The following is a 20313-nucleotide window of genomic DNA, read 5'->3' as shown; positions in this document are numbered from 1 at the left end:
AAGGCTGTCCTCCATCATAAAGGACAGCCTTCGTTCAACTATTTACCTATTTTGATCGTTTCCTCGCTGTTCGCGGGAACCGTCAATTCTATTTCAAGATATTGCTTTTCTCCATCACTGTAATTTTGTTTTACAGTACCTGATGAAGCCTGGTAACTTCCCGCAGCCATGTAAAATGGAACCGTTACAGTAATCGCCTTTTCCAGCCTGTTTGTCACGGTTGCTTCCTGGCTGGAGGCTTGTCCATTATTAGGCAGGCTGTAGCTCGCTTCGAATGACATGACTCCGCTTTTTGTATCTCCATTTTGGTAGACTGGCGTGGAGTGTCCCTGGTCATCATATTTATGGGATGTGACCTCGCCGTTCTTCACTTTGAAATTTCTGAATCCTACCCACGGTTTTCCTGTCAGTTCAATCGCAGTTGTGGTTGTATACAGGATTCCGTCCTTCTCTGTAACATCATCAGTGTGGGTGTGTCCATGCAGACTAAGATTCACATTGAATTGTTTCATAACATCTGTCAGTTCCTGGGCATTTTCACCGTGCCATTGCTGGTCATACTTGATTCCAAGCTTTTCCCCAAGCAATAAAGTCGTCAATGACCGCGGATTATGCTTGGCATCATACTGCTTCCAATAGCTCTGGACCTCTGGGTCGCTTTGCGGCCAAATATCACGGTCACGCCATAGTGGATTGTGGTGTGAAAACAACCCTTTAATCTGGCCAGATCCAGCTGTCCTTGCATTGGCGGCCAGGTCTCCCTTAATCCAGTTCAGCTGTTCTTCCCTGATTTGCCCGCCCCATGTCGGAACGGAAACAGTTCCTGTGCCGCTGCGGTCAAATTTGTGCCAATCAAAGGAGTTGTAGCCAATATAATGGGCATATGGGCCATAATCAAATGAGAAATACTGCGGGCCAAAGTATTGTTCCCAATACTTTGCACCATCTGCAAGTGTTGCATCCTGGGCATAATAGTCATGATTGCCAGGGACGATGTAAACAGGGACATTCAGTTTTTGCAGAACACGGAATGTCTCTTCATACTCATAAATATATTCCTGCGGGTTCATCTGTCCATACATCATGTCGCCAGTCACGACAACAAAATCTGGATTCGAAAGATTTACTTCTTTAATCGCCTTCTGGAGATATAACCAGCGTTTACTTTCATCCGGATCCCACATGCCAGCTTCTTTAGCGATAGCTGGATCCACTCCGGAAGGATCATCGGGATCACCTAGATTACGGGGAGAACCCACATGTGTATCTGTCAGATGTAAAAAAGTGAAATCCTTTTTAAATTGGTCAACAACCTTAACGGAGTGTGGCTGTTCATCCGTTATACGCTTGCCGTTCCCTGTAAAAGAGACCTCCAGATCGTATAATTTTTCCGGGACATTGTCAGGGATTTGTACTGTCACATCATAAATAGTGCTGCTCTTTTTCCAGTAAGAATTACTTTCAACAGCCTTTTGTACCGGAAGATTGTATTCTGTGGTCAAAGCAGAATGATTCGTTTGTTTTAATTTTACATTCCAGCCACCTGCAACGGCGCCTTTGCTGTCTACTTTCACAGTCAGGGTTTGGCCCTTCTGTTTGATTGCCGGTGTTGCAAAAAGAGGGTAAATGATTTCGTTTACTTTTGGATCAATTGCGATGTTCGGTGCAGAACCCAAGAAATTTGTGCTGTTTCCGATGCCGCCATCCTTAGTCCCTGCAGCATTCAGTAAGCTGCCATTCGCTATAGTGGATACAGGCAAAATGGCAACAAGAAAAGAACCGATGAACAATTTCATTAATATCTTTTTCACTGATTGAATACCTCCTTTTCTGCCATAATCGTAGCATGGCACTGTAAAGGAGGTATGAAGGTTTCATGACAAAAACGCAAAGGATATTACATGATTCGGCAGTCTTCCGCAGCTCTGCGAATCTAATTTTTTCCTTTTCATTTGCATACATAGCCATTTTCCATTTTAAAAAGAAAACAGCCACTTCAGTAGCGGCTGTCAGCAAAAATTCTTATTTGTCAGTACAAAATCACCTTTTACATAGTCAATTGTCACCGTTTTTGCTTCATATTCTATTGAAGGATCCACTGCGACCTTGATTCCATCGACGAGCATGATCTCGTCATCTTCGTCCGGCTCATCCAGAGCCAGTCCAATTCTGGAGCTCCTTCAGCTGATGCCAGCGAAGTAAAGTCGGATGCATGGAATCTGTTCCTTCATTAGTTGCTCGCGTGCGTTGTCCGTTATCTTCATTTTTTCTCAGGGAAGATTCTTTCAAGGGATGTAATCAATTGTGAATCCAAATTCAGTACTTCGCGGACTTCTCTTGCCTTCGACTTCGCTTCCTCGATGCTGTCTGCTCGATTCAGCTTTAGCAAAGTACCTGCGGCCAGCGTGCCTGTTCTCGTTCTGCCCGTGGAGCAGTGGAAGTAAATATTTTTTCCGGACTCGTAAGCAGTTGCCACCTCATCCATAGCCTTTTTGACCGACTCATCCTGCTGTGAGTCATTATCAAACATTGGCAGGTGGGTGCGTGGATATTCATACTCCCCTTCTTTATTTTCCGCACGCAGATCATACACCATATCGATTTTTTCATTTTCAGTAATTCGGGGATTGCGTTTTCGCCCCCGATAAAAATCCTGCCTGGAATTAACGCCTGATAGTTCTTGCTCATTCACTATTCCTCCTTTTTTAAAAGCCAGGAGTTTCCCCCTGGCTACGATAATTATTTCCCTGTCTCAGCAAATGTCTTGATACGGTCACCGATTTGATCACGCACTCGCTGGAACACGGCCCACTTTTCTTCATCGGTTCCCTCAGCCTTCGCCGGGTCATCAAAGCCCCAGTGTTCACGTCTAACATGCGGTGGTGTTGTTGGGCAATGCTCGTCCGCATGGCCGCAAAGTGTAACAACAAGGTCAGAGTTGTTCAGGATTTCAGAATCAATAACATCGGAAGTGTGGCCTTTAATATCGATGCCGATTTCGTGCATAGCATTGATGGCATTGGGATTCAAGCCGTGCGCCTCAAGACCGGCACTCTTAACTTCCCACTCGTCACCCAAGTATTTTTTTGCCCAGCCTTCAGCCATCTGGCTTCTGCAAGAGTTTCCCGTACATAGGAAGTAGATTGTTTTTTTAGCCATAGCAGATTCGCTCCCTTGTTAGATAATTAGCAACCAAATATATAGACCTACCAATGTGATGAACAAAGTAGGAATGGTTAAGATAATTCCTGTTTTAAAATAAGTGCCCCAAGAAATTTTGACGCCTTTCAATGAAAGGACATGCAGCCACAATAGTGTTGCCAGTGATCCAATCGGCGTGATTTTCGGTCCTAGATCAGAGCCTATGACATTCGCATATATCAACGCTTCGCGGATGACACCTGTTGTGTTAGTATCCGCAATTGCCAGCGCATCAATCATGACAGTTGGCATATTGTTCATGATTGAAGAAAGGATCGCAGCGATGAAGCCCATACCGATTGTAGCAACAAACAAGCCCTGGTCAGCCGCTGCCTGGATGACATCAGCAAGGATGTTTGTCAATCCTGCGTTACGCAGTCCGTAAACGACTACATACATGCCAATTGAGAAGAATACAATCGCCCATGGCGCGCCTTTTACGACAGTGGAGGTATGGACAGCCGGACTTCTTCTCGCCATCATCAAGAAGAAAATCGCAACAACCCCGGCAATGAAGGAAACAGGGATGTTCAGGAATTCACTGCCGAAATAGCCGGCAAGCAGGACGGCCAACACAATCCATGATAAGCGGAACATCTTCATATCCTTGATTGCCTCAGCGGGCTTTTTCAAATCTGACATCTCGTAATTTTTCGGAATGCTCTTTCGGAAAAATAAATACAAGACCAGAATACTTGCACCCAGCGAGAAGAAGTTCGGCACGATCATGCGTGATGCATATTCGACGAATCCAATATTAAAGTAGTCAGCAGAAACAATGTTCACCAGGTTGCTGACGATAAGCGGCAATGATGTCGTATCGGCAATGAACCCGCTCGCCATGATGAATGGAAACACCATTTTTTCTTCGAATTTCAGGTTCCGCACCATCGCCAGTACAATTGGCGTCAAAATCAATGCTGCACCGTCGTTTGCGAACAATGCCGCTACGCCTGCACCCAGCAGGGTAACGTAGACAAACATCCTGACTCCGTTTCCTTTTGCAGCACGCGCCATATGTAAAGCCGCCCATTCGAAAAATCCGATTTCATCGAGTATAAGTGAGATAATAATCAGTGCAATAAATGTAAGGGTTGCATTCCAGACGATTCCTGTAACGTCGATTACGTCCTGGAAAGTAACAACACCAAATAATAAAGCGATTAGCGCCCCACCGATGGCAGACCAGCCAATGCTAAGCCCTTTTGGCTGCCAAATGACCAATGTCAGCGTCACGAGAAAGATCAGTGAAGCAATGATTGCTGTCGACAATTTTCATACCCTCCGTTATTCACAGGAAATCCGTTTTCCCTGCTTTTCTAGTTCTATTAATTTTTCATCCTGGCTTGGCAGTGCATCCAAGAGCAATTGAACAAAATCGAAATGCTCAAATTGCCGGTTCAGTGAGTAAAATATCCACTGGCCCCTCCTGCTTTCTTTTACCAGACCTGCGTCTTTCAGCTTACGGATATGCTGGCTGATCGCCGGCTGGCTCGCCTCGAATATTGCCACAAACTCACACACGCAACAATCCTGATCAGCCAGAATCCTCATCATCGTCAGACGAGTCTTATCACCAAGCAGCTTCAGCAAAGCAGCAGCCTGATCCATTTCAATACTTTGCTTAATCAATTACTCTCCACCTCCAATTACCGTATCATCATATAATGATTTGCTTATATGTTCAATACTTATTTATGAATCCTTTACCAAAAATAAATCAAAAATTTTTGATTTAACAGTTGCAAACTGGTTTTATAGGAAATATAATACAATACATCAAGAGATTTTGATTAAGGAGAGCTGAAAGTGGAAAAATTCATTCCTTTAACAGACCTGACTACTGCCAACCAAACCGCTAAGGAACTGCCGCTACAAAGCACCTTTGAAAAATATGAAAAGAAGTTCAAAGCCCTTTCCGACCAAAAACGCCTGCATATTCTTAACCTCCTATGCCAGCAAGACTCCAGCTGCGTTTGCGATCTAAGTGAACTGATTGACATGCCGCAATCAAAATTATCATACCATTTAAAAATTTTGCTTGATGCCAATCTGATCCAAAAAGAAACAAAGGGAACCTGGAGCTACTACGCCGTGAACACGAAAGAAATCAACCACCTGCTATCTCCAGAGCTTTGCTGCCTTTTCAGACCTAGCAACTGTTGTTAGGTTTACTTTTCAAATATTTAATCAATTTTTTTTGATAAATAAATCAACATATTTTGATTAAGGAGAGGATATACATGTTTTATCAAGATTATCAAACAATGGCCCAGTTAAAACAGCGGGAAGTGGAAAGGAGGGCTAGAGACGCATGGAAGTTCTTTGAACAGCCTGAAATGAAAAGATTATATTGGGTTTCCCCAAAACAAGAACAACAGCCAACATGCTGTCCAGTACCCGCCAATTGCTAAAGGAAGAAGGGAGAAGAAAATGATTGAATTTCTAAAAAGTTTTATATGGATTGCGGTTGAATTAACCTTGCTTTTCATTGGGATTTCCTTTTTGATCAGCCTCCTCCAGGGCTATATCCCTTACGAAAAAATCGAGAAAAAATTAACCGGCCGCAACAAGTTGCTCGCAAGCTTTGCCGCCATCCTGTTCGCCTTTATCACACCTTTTTGTTCCTGCTCGACGATACCCGTAGTTGTTAATATGCTGAAAAAGAAAATCCCGTTTTCAATCGTCATGGTTTTCCTCTTCGCTTCTCCTGTGCTTGACCCAACAATCTTAACGATCATGGGGGTCGTGATGGGCTGGAAGGTGACGATTTTGTATACGGTCATAACAAGTATTTTTTCTGTCATCATAGGTTTCACCCTTGATAAACTCGGCTTCCAGCGCTATGTAAAAAACGTCATCATGTCTGGATATGAAGAAAGCAACCAAAAATTCAATTGGCGGTTCGCTGTAAATGAAACCTGGTCGCTGATGAAAAGCGTGTATCCATACTTGCTGATAGGTGCTGCGATTGGTGCTGTCATTCACGGTTTGGTTCCGACAGAGTTCATCACAAAGTGGTTTGGGCACGATGCATGGTGGTTGATTCCGGTTGCCGCTATCGCAGGCATCCCATTGTACATCCGTTTATCAAGCATGATCCCTATCTCACAAATGCTGATTTTAAAAGGAATGGCCCTTGGCCCGGTGATGGCGATGATGATCAGTTCAGCTGGTGCTAGCTTGCCGGAAGTCATCCTGCTAAAATCAATCTTTAAAAAGCAGCTTGTGATTGCCTTCATTGCATCCGTGATCACAATGTCCACCATATCTGGTTTTGTATTCTATTTTGTTTAATAAATCAATTTTTCTTGATGAAAGGAGGTGAAAATCAATGTCTAACTTTATTAAAATCTTGATGGGCAGCAACTCAAAGTCTGATTGCTGCGGCGTGGAAATCAAGGAAGTCCAGGAAACAGAAGATAAAGCTGAAGCTTGCTGCGGCGGGGAAACAGCTTGCTGCTAGGTTTTCACAGTAAAGGGAAGACTGTGCAATTAGCGATTTTCACCGTGCAATTCCCATCATTGTGCGTGCACTTCCCTGCTTTACAGTGCAATTACAGGCAGTATCCGTGCAAATCTCAATTATCATCAAGAGCAGTAAACAAAAAAGGTGGAACCAGGCATCTAAAACGCCTGATTCCACCTTCTTTTTTACTCTTCCACCTCTAAAATGGGCAGGATATCCACTTTTATTTTACGAATGCGGTGATTTTCTACTTCCTTGACGATGATTCTGAGGTTTTCATAATCAAATGAATCACCGTTTACCGGTATGCTTTCCAATGTTTCAAAAATCCAGCCGCCGAGGTTATGATAAGACGTTTCTGGCATCGGCACCTTGAACAATTCGGCAAAATCATCAAGATCATATGCCGCATCGAATTCATATGTGTTTTCATCGATCTTCGTCATGATGTTGACTTTCTCATCATGCTCATCCCAAATCTCGCCGACCAGCTCTTCAAGGATGTCTTCGAGGGTGATCAAGCCGCTCGTGCCGCCAAACTCATCAACGACAATGGCCATATGGCTCTTCGTCCTCTGCAGTTCAGGCAGCAGTGTAGCGATTTTCATCGACTTCACCACAAACATCGGCTGGCGCAGCATCTCACGGACATTGACTTCTTTATTCTGGATCAGTTCTGCAAAAAATTCACGTTCGGATAAGAATCCGATGATATTATCTATATTGTCTTCGTAAACCGGCACCCTTGAAAAACGTTCCTCAAGGAATATTTGCTTGATTTCCTCAAGTGGCTGGCTTACTTCGATTGTAATCATATCCATTCGATGTGTTAAAATTTCGCCGACAAGAACATCGTTGAATTCCAGGGAACGGTGTACAAGCTCCCTCTCCTCATTGTTGATGACGCCCTCTTCTTCACTGATGTCGACCATCACCTTGATTTCCTCTTCTGTAACAGATGGCTGGACTTCCCCATCCTTCGAAAAGACCTTCGATACAAATGCCTTTAGTTTACTGAACAGGAAATTAATTGGCGTCAGGATTTTGATCAGCAACAGCAGAATACCAGATATTTTTAACGAATAAGTTTCTGCATGTTCCTTTGCGATCGACTTCGGCAGGATTTCACCAAAAATCAGGATCAAGATTGTCATACCAAAAGTACTGATGATAAGACCCGTGCTTGCTCCAAAGATATCAACAGCAACCTTTGATGAAATACTCGCCGCCGCAATATTGACGATATTATTACCTACTAGAATAGTAGACAGCGCGTCATCGAAATTCTCAGCAATATACAGAGCATTCTTGCTTCCAGCGCGGCCCTCAGACTCATAGTTTCTCAGCCTGATTCTATTGACACTGGAAAAAGCGGTTTCTGCCGATGAAAAGAAGGCAGACAAAAGAATTAAAACACCTAATAAAATGACTAAACCTATGGGAACTTCCAAAAAAATTCACTCTCCGAAAAAAAATTTGTCAGAATATATTTTACTTGTCTGGCACAAATAAATCAAATAACTCTACCTCAGCCTCACCTATGTACGGTTTACCCGGCACAAAGGTTTCATAATCAGAGATTCTTCATTTCTTCGCCTGTCAATTTATTCTTATTCGTCAACTTAATCGTTGGAATCAAGCGGTAGCCCAGATAAGCAAATGCTGATCCAAGAATCGCCCCGACAAGGATGTCGGCAGGGTAATGCACACCGACCCATATTCGTGAAAAACCAACGACCAGAGCAAGTAATATCCATAAGTATGTATGCTTTCTTTTAAACAGCCAGAACGTAACCGCCATTGTGAAAAAGATAATCGTATGGTCACTCGGAAATGAATTGTTCACTTCCATATCGATCAATTTATTTACATCGGCCAGCTCAGCAAATGGCTGGTTGTTCGAATGAAACATGCCAGCTATCTTCCCGGTGATTTCCGCTAAAATCAGTGCTGCCAAGCCGCTCATAATCATCAATCGGTTTTCATCCTTCCGGCTGAACAAGTAGATTATCACTGCTAACGCCAGAAGATAAATCGTATTTTTTGCAATCAGGACCATAATCGGATTCAAAAACGTGAATTCCTTTCCTAGGTCATTGACCATTTTGAAAAGTTCAATATTCATATAGTGATGCACACACTCCCCATGACAAATTAATATGATTATACAATATTTCCCCTGTCGAAAAACAAAAAACGAAGGCTTTAATCAAAGCCTTCGATCCTAAACAGGGATATATTTATGATTGTGATTGAATGCATCGGCGAACTCATGAATCGCTTCCACATCGAACCTTGATAGATCTTCCGTCTCACCATTCACACTTTTCGCGATGATTTTTTCAAAGAAATTCATTTTCGAAAAAATGAACTCGCCGCCGAAAAGCCCTTTCGCTATTGCAGCTTCTCTCAGATTGGCCGGAAACGCCGCTTCAAACTGTTCCTGCGCTTCCTTCCCTTCCCTCATGCAGCAGAGAAATAATCCAAGATTCTTCCTCTGAAGCACATCCTCATGCTCCTTCATGAATTTCTTGACTTTCCCCTGAATGCTGCCGCCGTGGATGGACCCGCCAATCATCACCGAATCAAACAGCTCCAAATCTGAATGAAGCCTCGTTTTATCAAGATTGATGGCAATCACATCCCCCTCAATCCGCTTTCGTAAAAGATGCACCGCCTTTGCTGTCGTACCATGTGTTGAGCAGTAAACAATCAAACTTTTCATTAGATCGCCCCCATCACTCTCTGGTATTCTGCAATCGTCCATTTGGGTTCATTATAGCTGTTGGGTGCAGAAAAAGTGTGAGAGATGTATGACAGATTTCTTACAAAATCATTCCAATACATCAGGAATACTTCACTTAGTGAAAAAGATTTGGTCTTCTCACCACGGTAGCCTTAATCTCTCTGTTTTTGCAGGGCAGCTTCTCCATTTCTCCGACCGTAACCTTGAGCTTCCTTCTTTTTCGGGCGGAGCTTCCCTCTTTCTCCGACCGTAACCTTGAGCTTCCTTCTTTTTCGGGCGCAGCTTCTCTCTTTCTCCGACCGTAACCTTGAGATTCCTTCTTTTTCGGGCGGAGCTTCTCCCTTTCTCCGACCGTAACCTTGAGCTTCCTTCTTTTTCGGGCGGAGCTTCTCTCTTTCTCCGACCGTACCTTCGAGATTCCTTCTTTTTCGGGCGGAGCTTCTACTTTTCTACTACTAATATCCTAATACCCACCAACTTCTGCACCTTACCCCTTACTTTGTGCTTTCTCCAGCTCCAACAAATGCTGCTTCATCTCAATTCCGCCACGATACCCTGTGATCGCCCCATTTTTCCCGATGACTCGGTGACAGGGAACTGTAATCAGGACCGGGTTTGCGCCGATAGCGGTTCCGACTGCTCTTACTGCGGCAGGCTTCCCGATTTTTACGGCAATTTCGGAGTATGTATATGTCGCACCATAAGGGATTTCTCTCAATGCTGTCCAAACGGCTTCCTGGAATGGGGTTCCTTTTACATCCACTGGCAGGGAAAAATCAGTGCGTCCTCCCTCCAGATATTCCTTCAATTCGTTTGCGTATGGTTCCATTGCTTCTGAATTCTCTGCGAAATCCGCGGCCGGGAACCGTTTTACCATATGTTCGAAGTCTTCCTCAGGCGAACCAACATAGCATAAGCCTTGAGGCGTTGCTGCAATATAGATTGGGCCATGCTCAAACTCAATAATCCCCCAATGAATTATTTGTTCCATGTAGCCTCACTCCTCTTTTTTCTTCATTATATCGAAAAATCTTGCAAACTAAATAGATTGAATTTTCTTTACACTAGCAAATTTTCCCTTTACGATGAAGATGGAGTGCTTAGTACACTCCCATTAAAACAAAGGAGGTTATAAACATGGACAATGCAAAAAAGCAGCTTATTTTATCTAAAAAGGAAGATGGCCCGTAGTTAAGAGAGGAGAATGGACGTGACACAATTGAACAAGGTGATTCAAATTGAGAAATACCACGAAGGATTGGCGGCAGGAGTCGCGAAGATGTGGAACCTGAGCCGGGATGGCTGGGGCGGCGATACGCGAGTCATGACGGAGGAGCAGGTCAAGAAGAAGGAAGCGAACTCGGACAATATCGAGCTGTACCTGGCGCTGGACGGAGAAGAAGTCGTCGGTTACTGCGGTCTGTCGGAGTACAAGGAGGATACAGGTTCGCTGTATATTCCCCTGCTCAATGTACGCCCGGATTATCAAGGCCACAAGATCGGCAAGAAGCTGGTGCTAGAGGCGCTGAAAAAAACCGTTGAGCTTGGCTGGCCGCGTCTTGATCTTTATACATGGGCCGGTAACACGAAGGCCGTTCCGCTTTATAAGAAATGCGGTTTTTTCTGGGAAGATAGGGATGATTCAACCCATTTGATGAATTTCATTCCGCAAGTGCTGAACACGCCGCTGTTACAGCCAGTGTTCGAAGTGCTGAATTGGTATGAGGATAGTACGAGAATGATAGAAGTGAAGCCGGACGGAATCAGGAAAAATGGTTTTATCTTCTATGAATATAGATGGCAGAACGGAAACACGAATGCCCGGGTTCAATTCGAGAGAACGAGCCGTGGCATGTCGCTGGTTGAAACAGATGACTTCCTTATCGAAATGAAGATGGCCGACCATGAAGTCATCCAGGAGGAAGAACGAAAATTTGAAATCAGGATTGTCAACAAGAGCGGCGAGCCACTCAGATTCAAAGCAAGCGGCGCCTCCGAAGGCCGTGTCTCTTACCAATTCGACTCCGAAAAAGTAGTACTTGATGAATCTACTATTTCGGCAGCTTTTACCGTTAAAAAAGGTGAGGAACCGAGCAACTGGCGGACCCACCCAAGCGTTAATGCTACGGTCTTGGTAAACGGGCTTGAATGCGAGCTGAAACTGGGAATCTTCCCAATCGATCCGGCAAAAATCGAAGCCAGTTACAATGGCAATCTCAGTTTTCTAAACAAAGAAACTACTATTCAAGTAGAAGTGAAAAATAATCTCCAGGATGACGCGGAGTTCCTTTTACAATTCCCTGATACGGAACAGATAGTTTTAGAGAATGATACTTACCGTGTAAATGTCCCCGCGAAAGGTCGGAATACCATCACAGTTCCTTTAACGGTAAAAGAACATGGTTTTTACAACCCTGAACTTAAGATTACCGCCACAAAAGAAAACGGTGAGCAGTTGACATTTGAACAGAATATTTCTGTTGCCTTCAAAGGGCTGGGCAAAAAATTCGGTGGTGAATCGAAGGATTTTTGGCATATCTTCAATGGTCTCGGGCAAATCAATGTCCGCAAGCGGGACCTGTTGACGACCGCAGCTAAAAATACCAAAAGACAGCAGCCATTTGCATTCCTGACACCCAAACTCGGGAAACCTTATTCACTCGAGTTCACGAAAAAAAGCCCGGAAGCAGTCACCTGGGAGGCAAATGATTCTTTCATCGATCTGAAAATAAAACTGGAATCAGGCGAAATGGAAGGCCTTATTTTAACCCAGACCTACCGTTTGTTTGGGGACGGCATCATCCATACGTGGGCCGAAATAGAAAATCAGGGAACAGTGGTCCACGAGAACGTTGCATTCAGCCAGCCTGTCTATCAGGAGATCGAGCAGGCTTATTTCCCGCTCGACAATCAGGTTGTCCATTTTTCTGGAAATCGCATCATCGAGTTCGGGGATCTGGATTCCAAGATGATCACAGGAAACTGGTATTTTTCCGAGGGTTCTTCAGGTCCAATCGGGCTGAGCTGGTCTGAAAAAAGCAACGCAGCTCCTGAGGGCTGGCAGTTTGTCATTGAAGACCAATTCGGCAAAATGGAACCTGGTGCGAAGGCGTTTTCTGAAACAATCACGCTGTCACTTGGAGCATTCCAGAACTTCGAGGAATTCATTGCCTATGCAAAGCAGTCTCCAGTTTCTAAAAAGCCGGAGACGACGGGCGAATTTGGATTCCAGGCAGAACGGCTGGTCGTCCGTCCTGATGCCGAGCCAACTTTTAGGTTGAAAACGTTCAGGAACAGTTACCTGGATGGCACGCTTACCGTTGGAAATGAAAGTCATGCTATCAACTCTGATTTGGAGAAGACATCTCATTCTGTTACCTCCCAACTGCAATGGAATCCCATTTCCATCGTTGAAGCTTTCTATGGAGGAAACGGGACTGAGGCAAGATTCTCGGAATTGCTGCTGTCTCCTGCTGGCACAGTTTCTTCTGGCATTGAGGGCGGGGGTTTCACTGTTGATAATGGTGTCATTAAGATGAAGGCAGACCCTGATTTTTATCCAGGAGTATTCTCCCTCCAGTTGAACGGCCAGGAATGGCTCGCCCATTCTTACCCAGAACCGACAGCGAAAAGCTGGTGGAATCCATGGGCAGGCGGCATGAAAACAGCTCCAAACGGAATCAACACCTTCTCATTGTTAAAAGAAAACAGCACCGCTTCCGTGGTCGAACGGAAGGACAATGAGGGCAACAAGTGGATTGGCCTTGCGATCACTACCGAGTTCAAGGAGCATAAAGACTGGAAAGGCGTTCAATATGTCCAATATTATTTATTGCTTCCAGGCGTGCCGGTAGTCGCATCTTTTGCCGAAGTTGTGAATGATGGCGGCAAAAATATTTCCAGGGAAGTGTGGATGACAGACATCTTTGCCGGAGCCGATAATCTGGCGGATTTCAGGATTTCTGTTAATGAGGGTAAAACTATGCGTTCCTACCATGCTGGCAGTGAGGAGATTCCGCTTCTGCTTGATGGCGACTCCCATATCGAGTCGGTTCATTCTCAGGATAAGCTTTATTTTGTTCCAAACAACGACGCGGGACCTACCGAGGCTTATACGAATAAAGAGGTGCTCCAGCTTGCTTCCAAACATCAGGGCAATTTTGAAAAAAGCGCCCCGCTGTTCCTGTTGTTTGATGATCGTAAATTGGCAGCAGATCTGTTGAAAAAACTGAGAAGAGTTCAATTTTAAAAGGAGAAAACATGAAAATCATCGATGCCCATATCCATCTATCAAATATAAAATCCTTTTATGAAACGGCCGAGAAGCTGTCGTTTGTCGACTATTCCGCTGCCGGCATCCAGCAGGAATTCAAGGATGCCAATGTGGTTCTCGGGATTGGCATGGGGTTGACCGAAACCGACAAGATGGGGTTTCCGGATTATGAAGCCCGGACTCCGATGGGACTGGATTTGGAGTCTGAAGTGCCAGCTAATATCTTCTGGTGTGCCGGGGTAAATCCATACGACCTAGATGAGGCAGCACTCAACCGGCTTGAGGATGAACTTCAACATCCAAAGACAGTCGGAATCAAGATTTATCTTGGATACTATCCTTTTTATGCCTATGACGATGTGTATGAACCAGTCTACAAGCTTGCTGCAAAATACCAGCTCCCGGTCGTGTTCCATACAGGCGATACTTATTCCGAACGCGGATACCTGAAATATTCCCATCCGATGGCGATTGACGAGGTCGCGGTCAATCATCGTGATGTTAATTTCTTGATGGCCCATTTTGGAGATCCATGGACCCTGACCGGAGCGGAAATCATTTATAAGAATCCAAATGTTTTTGCTGATTTGTCAGGGTTGATTGTCGGCACAAAGGAAGACTTGGATAAACGCAGCAAGGGACGTTTCCTTGATCACCTGCGCCATGCACTGGAATTCGCCGATTCCTATGATAAACTGCTGTTCGGCACAGATTGGCCGTTGATTCCAATCGGACCATACATCGAGTTTATCAAAGCTTTGATTCCGCCGGAGCATCATGAGGATGTATTTTACAATACGGCACTTAAGTTATTTCCGAAAATCAGGCCGTTTGTTGAGTAAAGAAAACATTCAGCATGTAGTGTACTTTTCCCATAAAACATGAAGAAGTCCCGTTACCACTATGGTAATGGGACTTTATTTTCACCGCCGCCGGAAAGAAGGACCATTCCTGCTGCGGCCTGATTGTGTTCAGGGCAGCACTGATCAAGCATCCTTCACTGTGTCCCATGATGATGATCTTGCTTCCATCGACCTAGGATGAGCCGCAAGCATATCAAGAAATTTTCACCAACTAAAAAGCCCATCCTTTTTATTGGATGGGCTGCCACAGTTATAGGAATAAACCGCCATAGGCTAACGATGCTGTAATGACATATGCGGGATGAACTTTCCATTTTTCCAATAGCAAGTAGCTGACAGCAATTAAGAGGACTGTTTGTATCATTCCACTGTCTACATAAGAGCTAAAGAAAAAGTTAAAAGTCATGACACCCAGCAATACTGCAATGATTGGTCTGATATAATTCGTCATTCTTTTAACCTTTGGGGAATCTTTATAACGGTACAAGACTCCAAGGAGAAAAATCATTAAGATCAGTGAAGGGGCGACTGTTGCGAATATGCCGACTGCAGCTCCTAGTATCCCTCCCTGTTCATATCCAATATATCCTGCCAGTTTAGTGGCGATTGGTCCTGGCAGGGCGTTTCCGATTGCGAGAACTTCGCTGAATTCCGGTACTGTCATCCAGCCATAGCGGTCGACCACCTCATTTTCTACCAGAGGAATCGATGCCGGTCCTCCTCCATAACCCAGTATTCCCGGAATGAAAAAGGCGAGGAATATATGCCAATAAATCATTAGCCTACCCCTCTTTCACTCTTATTCTCCACCCCAGGAGCCTTATCCTTTTTAGCTATTGCAAGAATTAACAATACAAGAATAAGGATAGCAGGATGGATGTTAAGTACTTCCATCAGTATTAGTCCTCCAACAATCATCAAACCTGCATTCACTTTTCCCAGAGTTTCATTTGATTTCTTGAAAAAGTCCCATGTCATGGTTGCCAGCATTACACCAACCACCGGTACCACAGCTTTTGTCATCCCGTCAACCCAGGGTAAATCTTTAAACGAAGATAGGGAGGTTAATAATATAATCATCAACAAGATTGTCGGAACGATTGTTGCTGCTGTGGCGTTCACCATTCCTGTAAAACCAGCCACACGGTAGCCGATATATCCAGCCATCTTTGTAGCAATCGGGCCTGGAAGGGTATTACCTAAAGCTAATACATCAGCGAATTCATCATCATTCATCCATTTATATTTTTCGACAACCTCTTTATGAACGAGCGGGATGGATGATGGTCCGCCGCCATACCCCAGCATTCCTACTCGGAAGAATGCCAGGAATAGATCGAGCTGCTTCATTTTCATTCAACACCTTTTTTGAGATTACCAAGCTGCGATTGCACCGTCAGTCCTCGACTCTGTTCCGCCCGAAAGCACTCCAGTGGCAGGGTCTCTCCAGATAATTTGGCCCCTTCCAAATCCTCCTCCATCCAATGCGACTTGGATTTCGTGGCCTTTCCTGGCAAGTGCCTGGGCAATATGGGGAGGGAAAGTGTTTTCAACAACCACCTTGTTACCCTCCATCCATTGCCAGCGCGGCGAATCAAGCGCAGACTGTGGATTGAGGTTGAAGTCGATTGTGTTCATGATGACCTGGGCGTGCCCCTGTGGCTGCATGTATCCTCCCATGACTCCGAAAGGACCGACTGCTTCATTATCCTTTGTCAAGAACCCCGGAATGATGGTATGGTATGTCTTCTTGCCAGGTTCAAGGCAGTTATCATGAGATGGATCTAATGAAAAATCGGCACCTCGGTTTTGCAGGGCGATTCCTGTTCCTGGTACGACGATTCCTGAACCGAAGCCCATATAATTACTCTGGATGAATGAAATCATGTTTCCTTCCTCATCCGCTGCAGCGAGATAAACGGTTCCGCCCTTTGGAGGTGTACCAGGCTCCGGCAGTCTTGCGGATTCACCGATCAAGCTTCTTCTTGTTTCGGCATATTCGTCCGATAATAGCTGTTCCGAGGATACTGTCATTTTCTCAGGGTCGGTAACATATTTCTTTGCATCCGCAAATGCAAGCTTCATTGCTTCGATTTGCTTGTGGTATGTATCCACAGACTCTTTTTCATTCAGTTCATAGCCCTTCAGCATGTTCAGCGCCATTAAAGCAACAATTCCCTGGCCATTCGGCGGGATTTCCCATACATCATAGCCTCTGTAATTGACTTTGATCGGCTGTACCCATTCAGGCTTATATGAGGCTAAATCCTCTTTTGAAATAAAGCCGCCATGCTGCTTTGAAAATTCATCTATTTTTTCAGCCAGTCCCCCGCGATAAAAACTTTCCGCATTGGTTTCGGCAATTTCACGCAAAGTGCTTGCGTGGCCTTCAGATTTCCACACTTCGCCTATTTTCGGCGCCTGCCCATTTGGAGCAAATGTATCAAACCAGCCTTTGTATTCGTCACCTTTAAAGATTTCTTTGAATTTTTCAAAGGCAATATTCCAATACTTGCCGAGGACTGGCGATAAAGGATATCCCTTTTCTGCATATTCAATCGCCGGCTGCAAAACTTCGGTCAGCGGCAGCTTGCCAAAGCGTCTTGACAGCTCCGCCCATGCTGCCGGTACACCGGGAACGGTAACAGGAACCAGGCCAAAGGTCGGCATTTTTTCATGACCTTTTTCCTTAACAGCATCGATTGAGATGTTTTTTGGAGCAGGACCGCTGGCGTTAAGACCGTGGAGCTCACCTTTTACCCAGACTAATGCGAATGCATCCCCTCCAATGCCATTGGAAGTTGGCTCAACTACGGTTAAGCATGCTGCTGTTGCAATGGCAGCATCAATGGCATTTCCCCCCTTTTTCAAAATATCCAGTCCCGCCTGTGCCGCCAGCGGCTGAGAAGTAGCAACCATGCCTTTCCTGGCAAAGGTTACCGTTCTTTGTGAATGGTATGGATAATTTAAATAATCTAAGTTCATGACTTTCCTCCCTCTTACTTTCATTTGTAAGTTAATTTACCTTATTAGCTTTACAAATGAATTATTCTCTTTTTATAAAACAGCATTTCATTTTCATATCGAAAGAAACGTCCTTACCTCCCTGGTAAGGACCTTGCACATTATGCATAATGGCAAGCAGCAAAATGATTCTCGCTTACCTCTCGAAAAGCCGGCTCCTCTGCCCTGCATCGATCCGTAGCCAGCGGGCACCTTGTATGGAAACGACAGCCGCTCGGAACATTGATCGGACTCGGGACATCACCTTTTAAGATAACCCTTTCCCTCTTCTTATCTTCTTTGGTTGAAGGAATGGCAGAAAGCAATGCCTTTGTATAAGGGTGGAGCGGATTATCGTAAAGTTCTCTCTTATCAGCCAGCTCGACCATTTTCCCTAAATACATAACCGCGACTCGGTCGCTCACATGCTTCACAACACTAAGATCGTGGGAAATAAATAAATATGTCAGCTGATGTTCATTTTTCAAACGCTGCAGCAGATTAAGGATTTGGGACTGGACGGATACATCCAATGCAGAGACCGCCTCATCGCACACAATTAATTTCGGGTTTGTGCAAAGTGCACGAGCAATGCTCACACGCTGCCGCTGTCCTCCTGAAAATTCGTGCGGGAATCGATAATAATGCTGTTCTGAAAGGCCAACTTCGACAAGCAGATTGCAGACATAATCATATAGCTCTTTCTTCGGTACAATTTTGTGAGTTTCCACGATTTCTGACAACATGGATCCAACAGTCATTCGCGGATTGAGTGAACCGTAAGGATCCTGGAAAATAATCTGCATATCTTTCCGATTATCGCGCATCTGACGCTTGGAAACCCTGGTAATATCCACTCCGTCATAAACGATTGTTCCAGAGCTTGGTTCATGAAGTCTGAGGATGGCTCGGCCCATCGTAGATTTACCGCACCCCGATTCGCCTACAATTCCCAGCGTTTCCCCTCTTTTCAGAGCAAAGGTGATACCATCCAATGCCTTTACCACCTGTTTTTCTCCAAAGAACCCTTGATCACCGACAGGAAAGTGTTTCTTCAAGTCCTGTACATCAAGAAGATTTTCCGACGGCAACTTCGCTAATGGCTGGCCCATTTTTCTCACCTTCCTCCCATAAATTTGTGTATTTCCAGCAACTGACTGTGTGGTGTGAATCGACTTGCTCAAGATCTGGGGATTGTGCCCTGCAGATATCCTGTACATACGGGCATCGGTCCGCAAATCTGCAGCCTGCTGGCATTGCATCCGGAGATGGCACAGATCCTTTTATCACAAAAAGTTCTTCCACATCTTCCTCAGCGTCTACATCAGGGATGCACTTCATCAGACCTTGTGTATATGGATGCAGCGGATTGTTGAAAATGGATGTTCTCGAACCATATTCCACCGCTTTACCGGCATACATAACCAGTACTGTATCTGCCATTTCAGATACAACCGCCAAGTCGTGGGTAATCATAATAATTCCCATATCCAATTCTTTTTGCAGATTCTTCATGAGATCAAGAATCTGAGCCTGAATCGTCACATCAAGCGCTGTGGTCGGCTCATCTGCAATTAGCAGTTCCGGGTTGCAGCTAAGCGCAATCGCAATCATGACCCTTTGCCTCATTCCACCGCTCAGTTCATGAGGATAGGCATCGATTCGTTTGTCCGGTGAAGGGATTCCTACTAGCTGAAGCATTTCAACCGCCTTCTGGCGCGCTTCTTTTTTGCTTACCTTCTGGTGGAGAATAATGGTCTCAGCAATCTGCTTTCCCACTGTCTGTACAGGATTGAGAGAAGTCATAGGTTCCTGGAATATCATCGAAATCTGATTGCCCCTGATTTTACTCATCTGCTTCATTGACTTCTCCGTAAGGTTGTCACCCTTTAAAAGAATTTCTCCTTCAATTTCCCCTGTCTTAGGAAGCAGGCCCATGACCGAAAGGGAGGTCATACTTTTTCCACAGCCTGATTCCCCAACAATACAAAGGGTTTTCCCTTTTTCCACATTAAAGGATAATCCGGCTACAATATTTGTCGTCTTCTTTTTCCCAGCAAAGCTGACCTTAAGATTCTTTACTTCCAATAATGGCTGTGTCATTCGATTGCCTCCTCCCTTCGTTTTACTAGATTAGCAGTGTATGGAAATAGATCTTCCTGGCATTGTTTATAGATTCTAATTAGTTCTTGGACAGGCTCATGATGTTCATCCGCTCTGACATCAACCAGAGGATACTCTTCTTGGTCAACAACATAAAGAGCAGCTGACTGCCTTCCACGTTTGTCTCCTCCTGCTTCCTGTCCGCTGGCAAGAGCCGCTAATAGTCTTTCTGGCAAACTTTCGTTTTTCAGTGCCTGATACGTTTCAAACATGGCATCGATCGTTTCGGGTCCTGTCAGCATATTGCCAGCGACAACGAACTGAAATCCGATTTTATGTCCTTGCCATGGAACAGTGTCTTTACCTGTAAAACCAGTAGCATTCCCATACTTATCAACGATGGCACATTGCCTTCTCTCCGGATCCGGGTCTGAAGCCAGTAATTGCTCCAGCACTTCAGCTGGTAATTTTCCTTCAGCTAAAAGCTTGATTCCGTCAAGGCCATAAAACGGATTAACAGTTGCTTGGGTTGCTATTGCTCCTATACCGGTTTTCACATAAGGGACTAGTGAGCCGACTGCTGGTCTTGCAGTTGATACCGCGACGCCCAGCATTCCTGTTTTCTCACATCTAGCAGTTATCGAAAATGTCATTC

General features: G+C 44.7%; 21 protein-coding genes. 6 read left to right on the top strand and 15 right to left on the bottom strand.

All coding sequences use genetic code 11. From position 1 onward, the window contains the following. Window positions 1-38: 38 nt before the first annotated feature. The 5 genes from QNH36_RS04330 to QNH36_RS04310 all read right to left on the bottom strand — a co-directional run bounded on the left by QNH36_RS04330 (window position 39) and on the right by QNH36_RS04310 (window position 4812). Window positions 39-1811: a metallophosphoesterase family protein gene (locus QNH36_RS04330; protein ID WP_283904797.1), complete on the bottom strand. Its 1773-nt coding sequence runs from the start codon at window positions 1809-1811 to the stop codon at window positions 39-41. A 449-nt stretch (window positions 1812-2260) separates the two neighbouring features. After that, window positions 2261-2692 carry a protein-tyrosine phosphatase family protein gene (locus tag QNH36_RS04325; protein ID WP_283904796.1) on the bottom strand — a complete coding sequence of 144 codons (432 nt, stop codon included), beginning with the start codon at window positions 2690-2692 and terminating at the stop codon, window positions 2261-2263. Window positions 2693-2739: 47 nt separating this feature from the next. Continuing rightward, window positions 2740-3159, bottom strand: a complete 420-nt coding sequence (gene arsC / locus QNH36_RS04320) for an arsenate reductase (thioredoxin) (protein WP_144475272.1) — start codon at window positions 3157-3159, stop codon at window positions 2740-2742. Between the two features lie 18 nt (window positions 3160-3177). Continuing rightward, window positions 3178-4473: an arsenic transporter gene (locus QNH36_RS04315; protein WP_144475273.1), complete on the bottom strand. Its 1296-nt coding sequence runs from the start codon at window positions 4471-4473 to the stop codon at window positions 3178-3180. A gap of 15 nt (window positions 4474-4488) precedes the next feature. Then, window positions 4489-4812 (bottom strand): ArsR/SmtB family transcription factor, encoded by a 324-nt coding sequence (locus tag QNH36_RS04310; protein WP_144475544.1) that lies wholly within the window; start codon window positions 4810-4812, stop codon window positions 4489-4491. Window positions 4813-5067: 255 nt separating this feature from the next. Here QNH36_RS04310 and QNH36_RS04305 point away from each other — a divergent pair, with 255 nt between their 5' ends. From QNH36_RS04305 to QNH36_RS04290, 4 genes are all read left to right on the top strand, one after another. Further along, a complete protein-coding gene (locus QNH36_RS04305; RefSeq protein ID WP_283905372.1) occupies window positions 5068-5370 on the top strand; it encodes an ArsR/SmtB family transcription factor in 303 nt (100 codons plus the stop codon). 74 nt (window positions 5371-5444) lie between these two features. Continuing rightward, complete coding sequence (locus QNH36_RS04300; protein WP_251544700.1) at window positions 5445-5615, top strand: hypothetical protein; 171 nt, start codon at window positions 5445-5447, stop codon at window positions 5613-5615. Between the two features lie 19 nt (window positions 5616-5634). Then, window positions 5635-6498 carry a permease gene (locus tag QNH36_RS04295; protein WP_251544701.1) on the top strand — a complete coding sequence of 288 codons (864 nt, stop codon included), beginning with the start codon at window positions 5635-5637 and terminating at the stop codon, window positions 6496-6498. Window positions 6499-6535: 37 nt separating this feature from the next. Next, window positions 6536-6667: a hypothetical protein gene (locus QNH36_RS04290; protein ID WP_260983524.1), complete on the top strand. Its 132-nt coding sequence runs from the start codon at window positions 6536-6538 to the stop codon at window positions 6665-6667. 188 nt (window positions 6668-6855) lie between these two features. Here QNH36_RS04290 and QNH36_RS04285 read toward each other — a convergent pair whose 3' ends face one another. The 4 genes from QNH36_RS04285 to QNH36_RS04270 form a co-directional block, all read right to left on the bottom strand. Then, the gene (locus QNH36_RS04285; protein ID WP_251544702.1) at window positions 6856-8121 is read right to left on the bottom strand and encodes a hemolysin family protein; all 1266 of its coding nucleotides are present in this window, start codon (window positions 8119-8121) and stop codon (window positions 6856-6858) included. A gap of 122 nt (window positions 8122-8243) precedes the next feature. After that, entirely contained in the window at window positions 8244-8795 is a 552-nt protein-coding gene (locus QNH36_RS04280) for an undecaprenyl-diphosphatase (protein WP_144475276.1), read from the bottom strand. 99 nt (window positions 8796-8894) lie between these two features. Continuing rightward, window positions 8895-9395: a flavodoxin domain-containing protein gene (locus tag QNH36_RS04275; protein ID WP_144475277.1), complete on the bottom strand. Its 501-nt coding sequence runs from the start codon at window positions 9393-9395 to the stop codon at window positions 8895-8897. Between the two features lie 508 nt (window positions 9396-9903). Then, window positions 9904-10407: a methylated-DNA--[protein]-cysteine S-methyltransferase gene (locus QNH36_RS04270; RefSeq protein ID WP_144475278.1), complete on the bottom strand. Its 504-nt coding sequence runs from the start codon at window positions 10405-10407 to the stop codon at window positions 9904-9906. Between the two features lie 219 nt (window positions 10408-10626). Between QNH36_RS04270 and QNH36_RS04265 the strand changes: the two genes are divergently transcribed. Beyond that, window positions 10627-13665 carry a GNAT family N-acetyltransferase gene (locus QNH36_RS04265; protein WP_283904794.1) on the top strand — a complete coding sequence of 1013 codons (3039 nt, stop codon included), beginning with the start codon at window positions 10627-10629 and terminating at the stop codon, window positions 13663-13665. 11 nt (window positions 13666-13676) lie between these two features. After that, complete coding sequence (locus QNH36_RS04260; RefSeq protein ID WP_251544707.1) at window positions 13677-14531, top strand: amidohydrolase family protein; 855 nt, start codon at window positions 13677-13679, stop codon at window positions 14529-14531. Window positions 14532-14802: 271 nt separating this feature from the next. Here the strand turns inward: QNH36_RS04260 and QNH36_RS04255 are convergent, their stop codons facing one another. From QNH36_RS04255 to QNH36_RS04230, 6 genes are all read right to left on the bottom strand, one after another. Further along, the gene (locus QNH36_RS04255; protein WP_144475281.1) at window positions 14803-15330 is read right to left on the bottom strand and encodes a chromate transporter; all 528 of its coding nucleotides are present in this window, start codon (window positions 15328-15330) and stop codon (window positions 14803-14805) included. Further along, window positions 15330-15902, bottom strand: a complete 573-nt coding sequence (locus QNH36_RS04250) for a chromate transporter (protein ID WP_144475282.1) — start codon at window positions 15900-15902, stop codon at window positions 15330-15332. Before QNH36_RS04250 ends, QNH36_RS04255 begins: the two co-directional genes overlap by 1 nt. Before the next feature lie 24 nt (window positions 15903-15926). Continuing rightward, the gene (locus QNH36_RS04245) at window positions 15927-17537 is read right to left on the bottom strand and encodes a gamma-glutamyltransferase family protein (RefSeq protein ID WP_283904793.1); all 1611 of its coding nucleotides are present in this window, start codon (window positions 17535-17537) and stop codon (window positions 15927-15929) included. A gap of 140 nt (window positions 17538-17677) precedes the next feature. After that, a complete protein-coding gene (locus QNH36_RS04240) occupies window positions 17678-18667 on the bottom strand; it encodes an ABC transporter ATP-binding protein (RefSeq protein ID WP_283904792.1) in 990 nt (329 codons plus the stop codon). Further along, on the bottom strand, window positions 18624-19658 hold the full coding sequence (locus tag QNH36_RS04235; protein WP_283904791.1) for an ABC transporter ATP-binding protein: 1035 nt from the start codon (window positions 19656-19658) through the stop codon (window positions 18624-18626). The genes QNH36_RS04240 and QNH36_RS04235 overlap by 44 nt, the downstream gene beginning before the upstream one ends. Then, complete coding sequence (locus tag QNH36_RS04230) at window positions 19655-20311, bottom strand: DUF1028 domain-containing protein (protein ID WP_144475285.1); 657 nt, start codon at window positions 20309-20311, stop codon at window positions 19655-19657. The genes QNH36_RS04235 and QNH36_RS04230 overlap by 4 nt, the downstream gene beginning before the upstream one ends. Between the last annotated feature and the right edge of the window lie 2 nt (window positions 20312-20313).

It is taken from the genome of Mesobacillus sp. AQ2, from assembly GCF_030122805.1.
GTDB lineage: Bacteria > Bacillota > Bacilli > Bacillales > Cytobacillaceae > Mesobacillus > Mesobacillus oceanisediminis_A.
The sequence above is the reverse complement of the archived record's forward strand: the minus strand, read 5'-3'. Positions and strand labels throughout refer to the sequence as shown.

What these genes read in the sequence shown, in the direction of transcription:
- QNH36_RS04255 (WP_144475281.1), bottom strand. Translation starts at nt 15,330, where the DNA reads ATGATTTATTGGCATATATTCCTCGCCTTTTTCATTCCGGGAATACTG.
- QNH36_RS04270 (WP_144475278.1), bottom strand. Translation starts at nt 10,407, where the DNA reads ATGGAACAAATAATTCATTGGGGGATTATTGAGTTTGAGCATGGCCCA.
- QNH36_RS04300 (WP_251544700.1), top strand. Translation starts at nt 5,445, where the DNA reads ATGTTTTATCAAGATTATCAAACAATGGCCCAGTTAAAACAGCGGGAA.
- QNH36_RS04290 (WP_260983524.1), top strand. Translation starts at nt 6,536, where the DNA reads ATGTCTAACTTTATTAAAATCTTGATGGGCAGCAACTCAAAGTCTGAT.
- QNH36_RS04250 (WP_144475282.1), bottom strand. Translation starts at nt 15,902, where the DNA reads ATGAAGCAGCTCGATCTATTCCTGGCATTCTTCCGAGTAGGAATGCTG.
- QNH36_RS04235 (WP_283904791.1), bottom strand. Translation starts at nt 19,658, where the DNA reads ATGACACAGCCATTATTGGAAGTAAAGAATCTTAAGGTCAGCTTTGCT.
- QNH36_RS04245 (WP_283904793.1), bottom strand. Translation starts at nt 17,537, where the DNA reads ATGAACTTAGATTATTTAAATTATCCATACCATTCACAAAGAACGGTA.
- arsC (WP_144475272.1), bottom strand. Translation starts at nt 3,159, where the DNA reads ATGGCTAAAAAAACAATCTACTTCCTATGTACGGGAAACTCTTGCAGA.
- QNH36_RS04280 (WP_144475276.1), bottom strand. Translation starts at nt 8,795, where the DNA reads ATGAATATTGAACTTTTCAAAATGGTCAATGACCTAGGAAAGGAATTC.
- QNH36_RS04240 (WP_283904792.1), bottom strand. Translation starts at nt 18,667, where the DNA reads ATGGGCCAGCCATTAGCGAAGTTGCCGTCGGAAAATCTTCTTGATGTA.
- QNH36_RS04310 (WP_144475544.1), bottom strand. Translation starts at nt 4,812, where the DNA reads ATGGATCAGGCTGCTGCTTTGCTGAAGCTGCTTGGTGATAAGACTCGT.
- QNH36_RS04295 (WP_251544701.1), top strand. Translation starts at nt 5,635, where the DNA reads ATGATTGAATTTCTAAAAAGTTTTATATGGATTGCGGTTGAATTAACC.
- QNH36_RS04230 (WP_144475285.1), bottom strand. Translation starts at nt 20,311, where the DNA reads ATGACATTTTCGATAACTGCTAGATGTGAGAAAACAGGAATGCTGGGC.
- QNH36_RS04260 (WP_251544707.1), top strand. Translation starts at nt 13,677, where the DNA reads ATGAAAATCATCGATGCCCATATCCATCTATCAAATATAAAATCCTTT.
- QNH36_RS04275 (WP_144475277.1), bottom strand. Translation starts at nt 9,395, where the DNA reads ATGAAAAGTTTGATTGTTTACTGCTCAACACATGGTACGACAGCAAAG.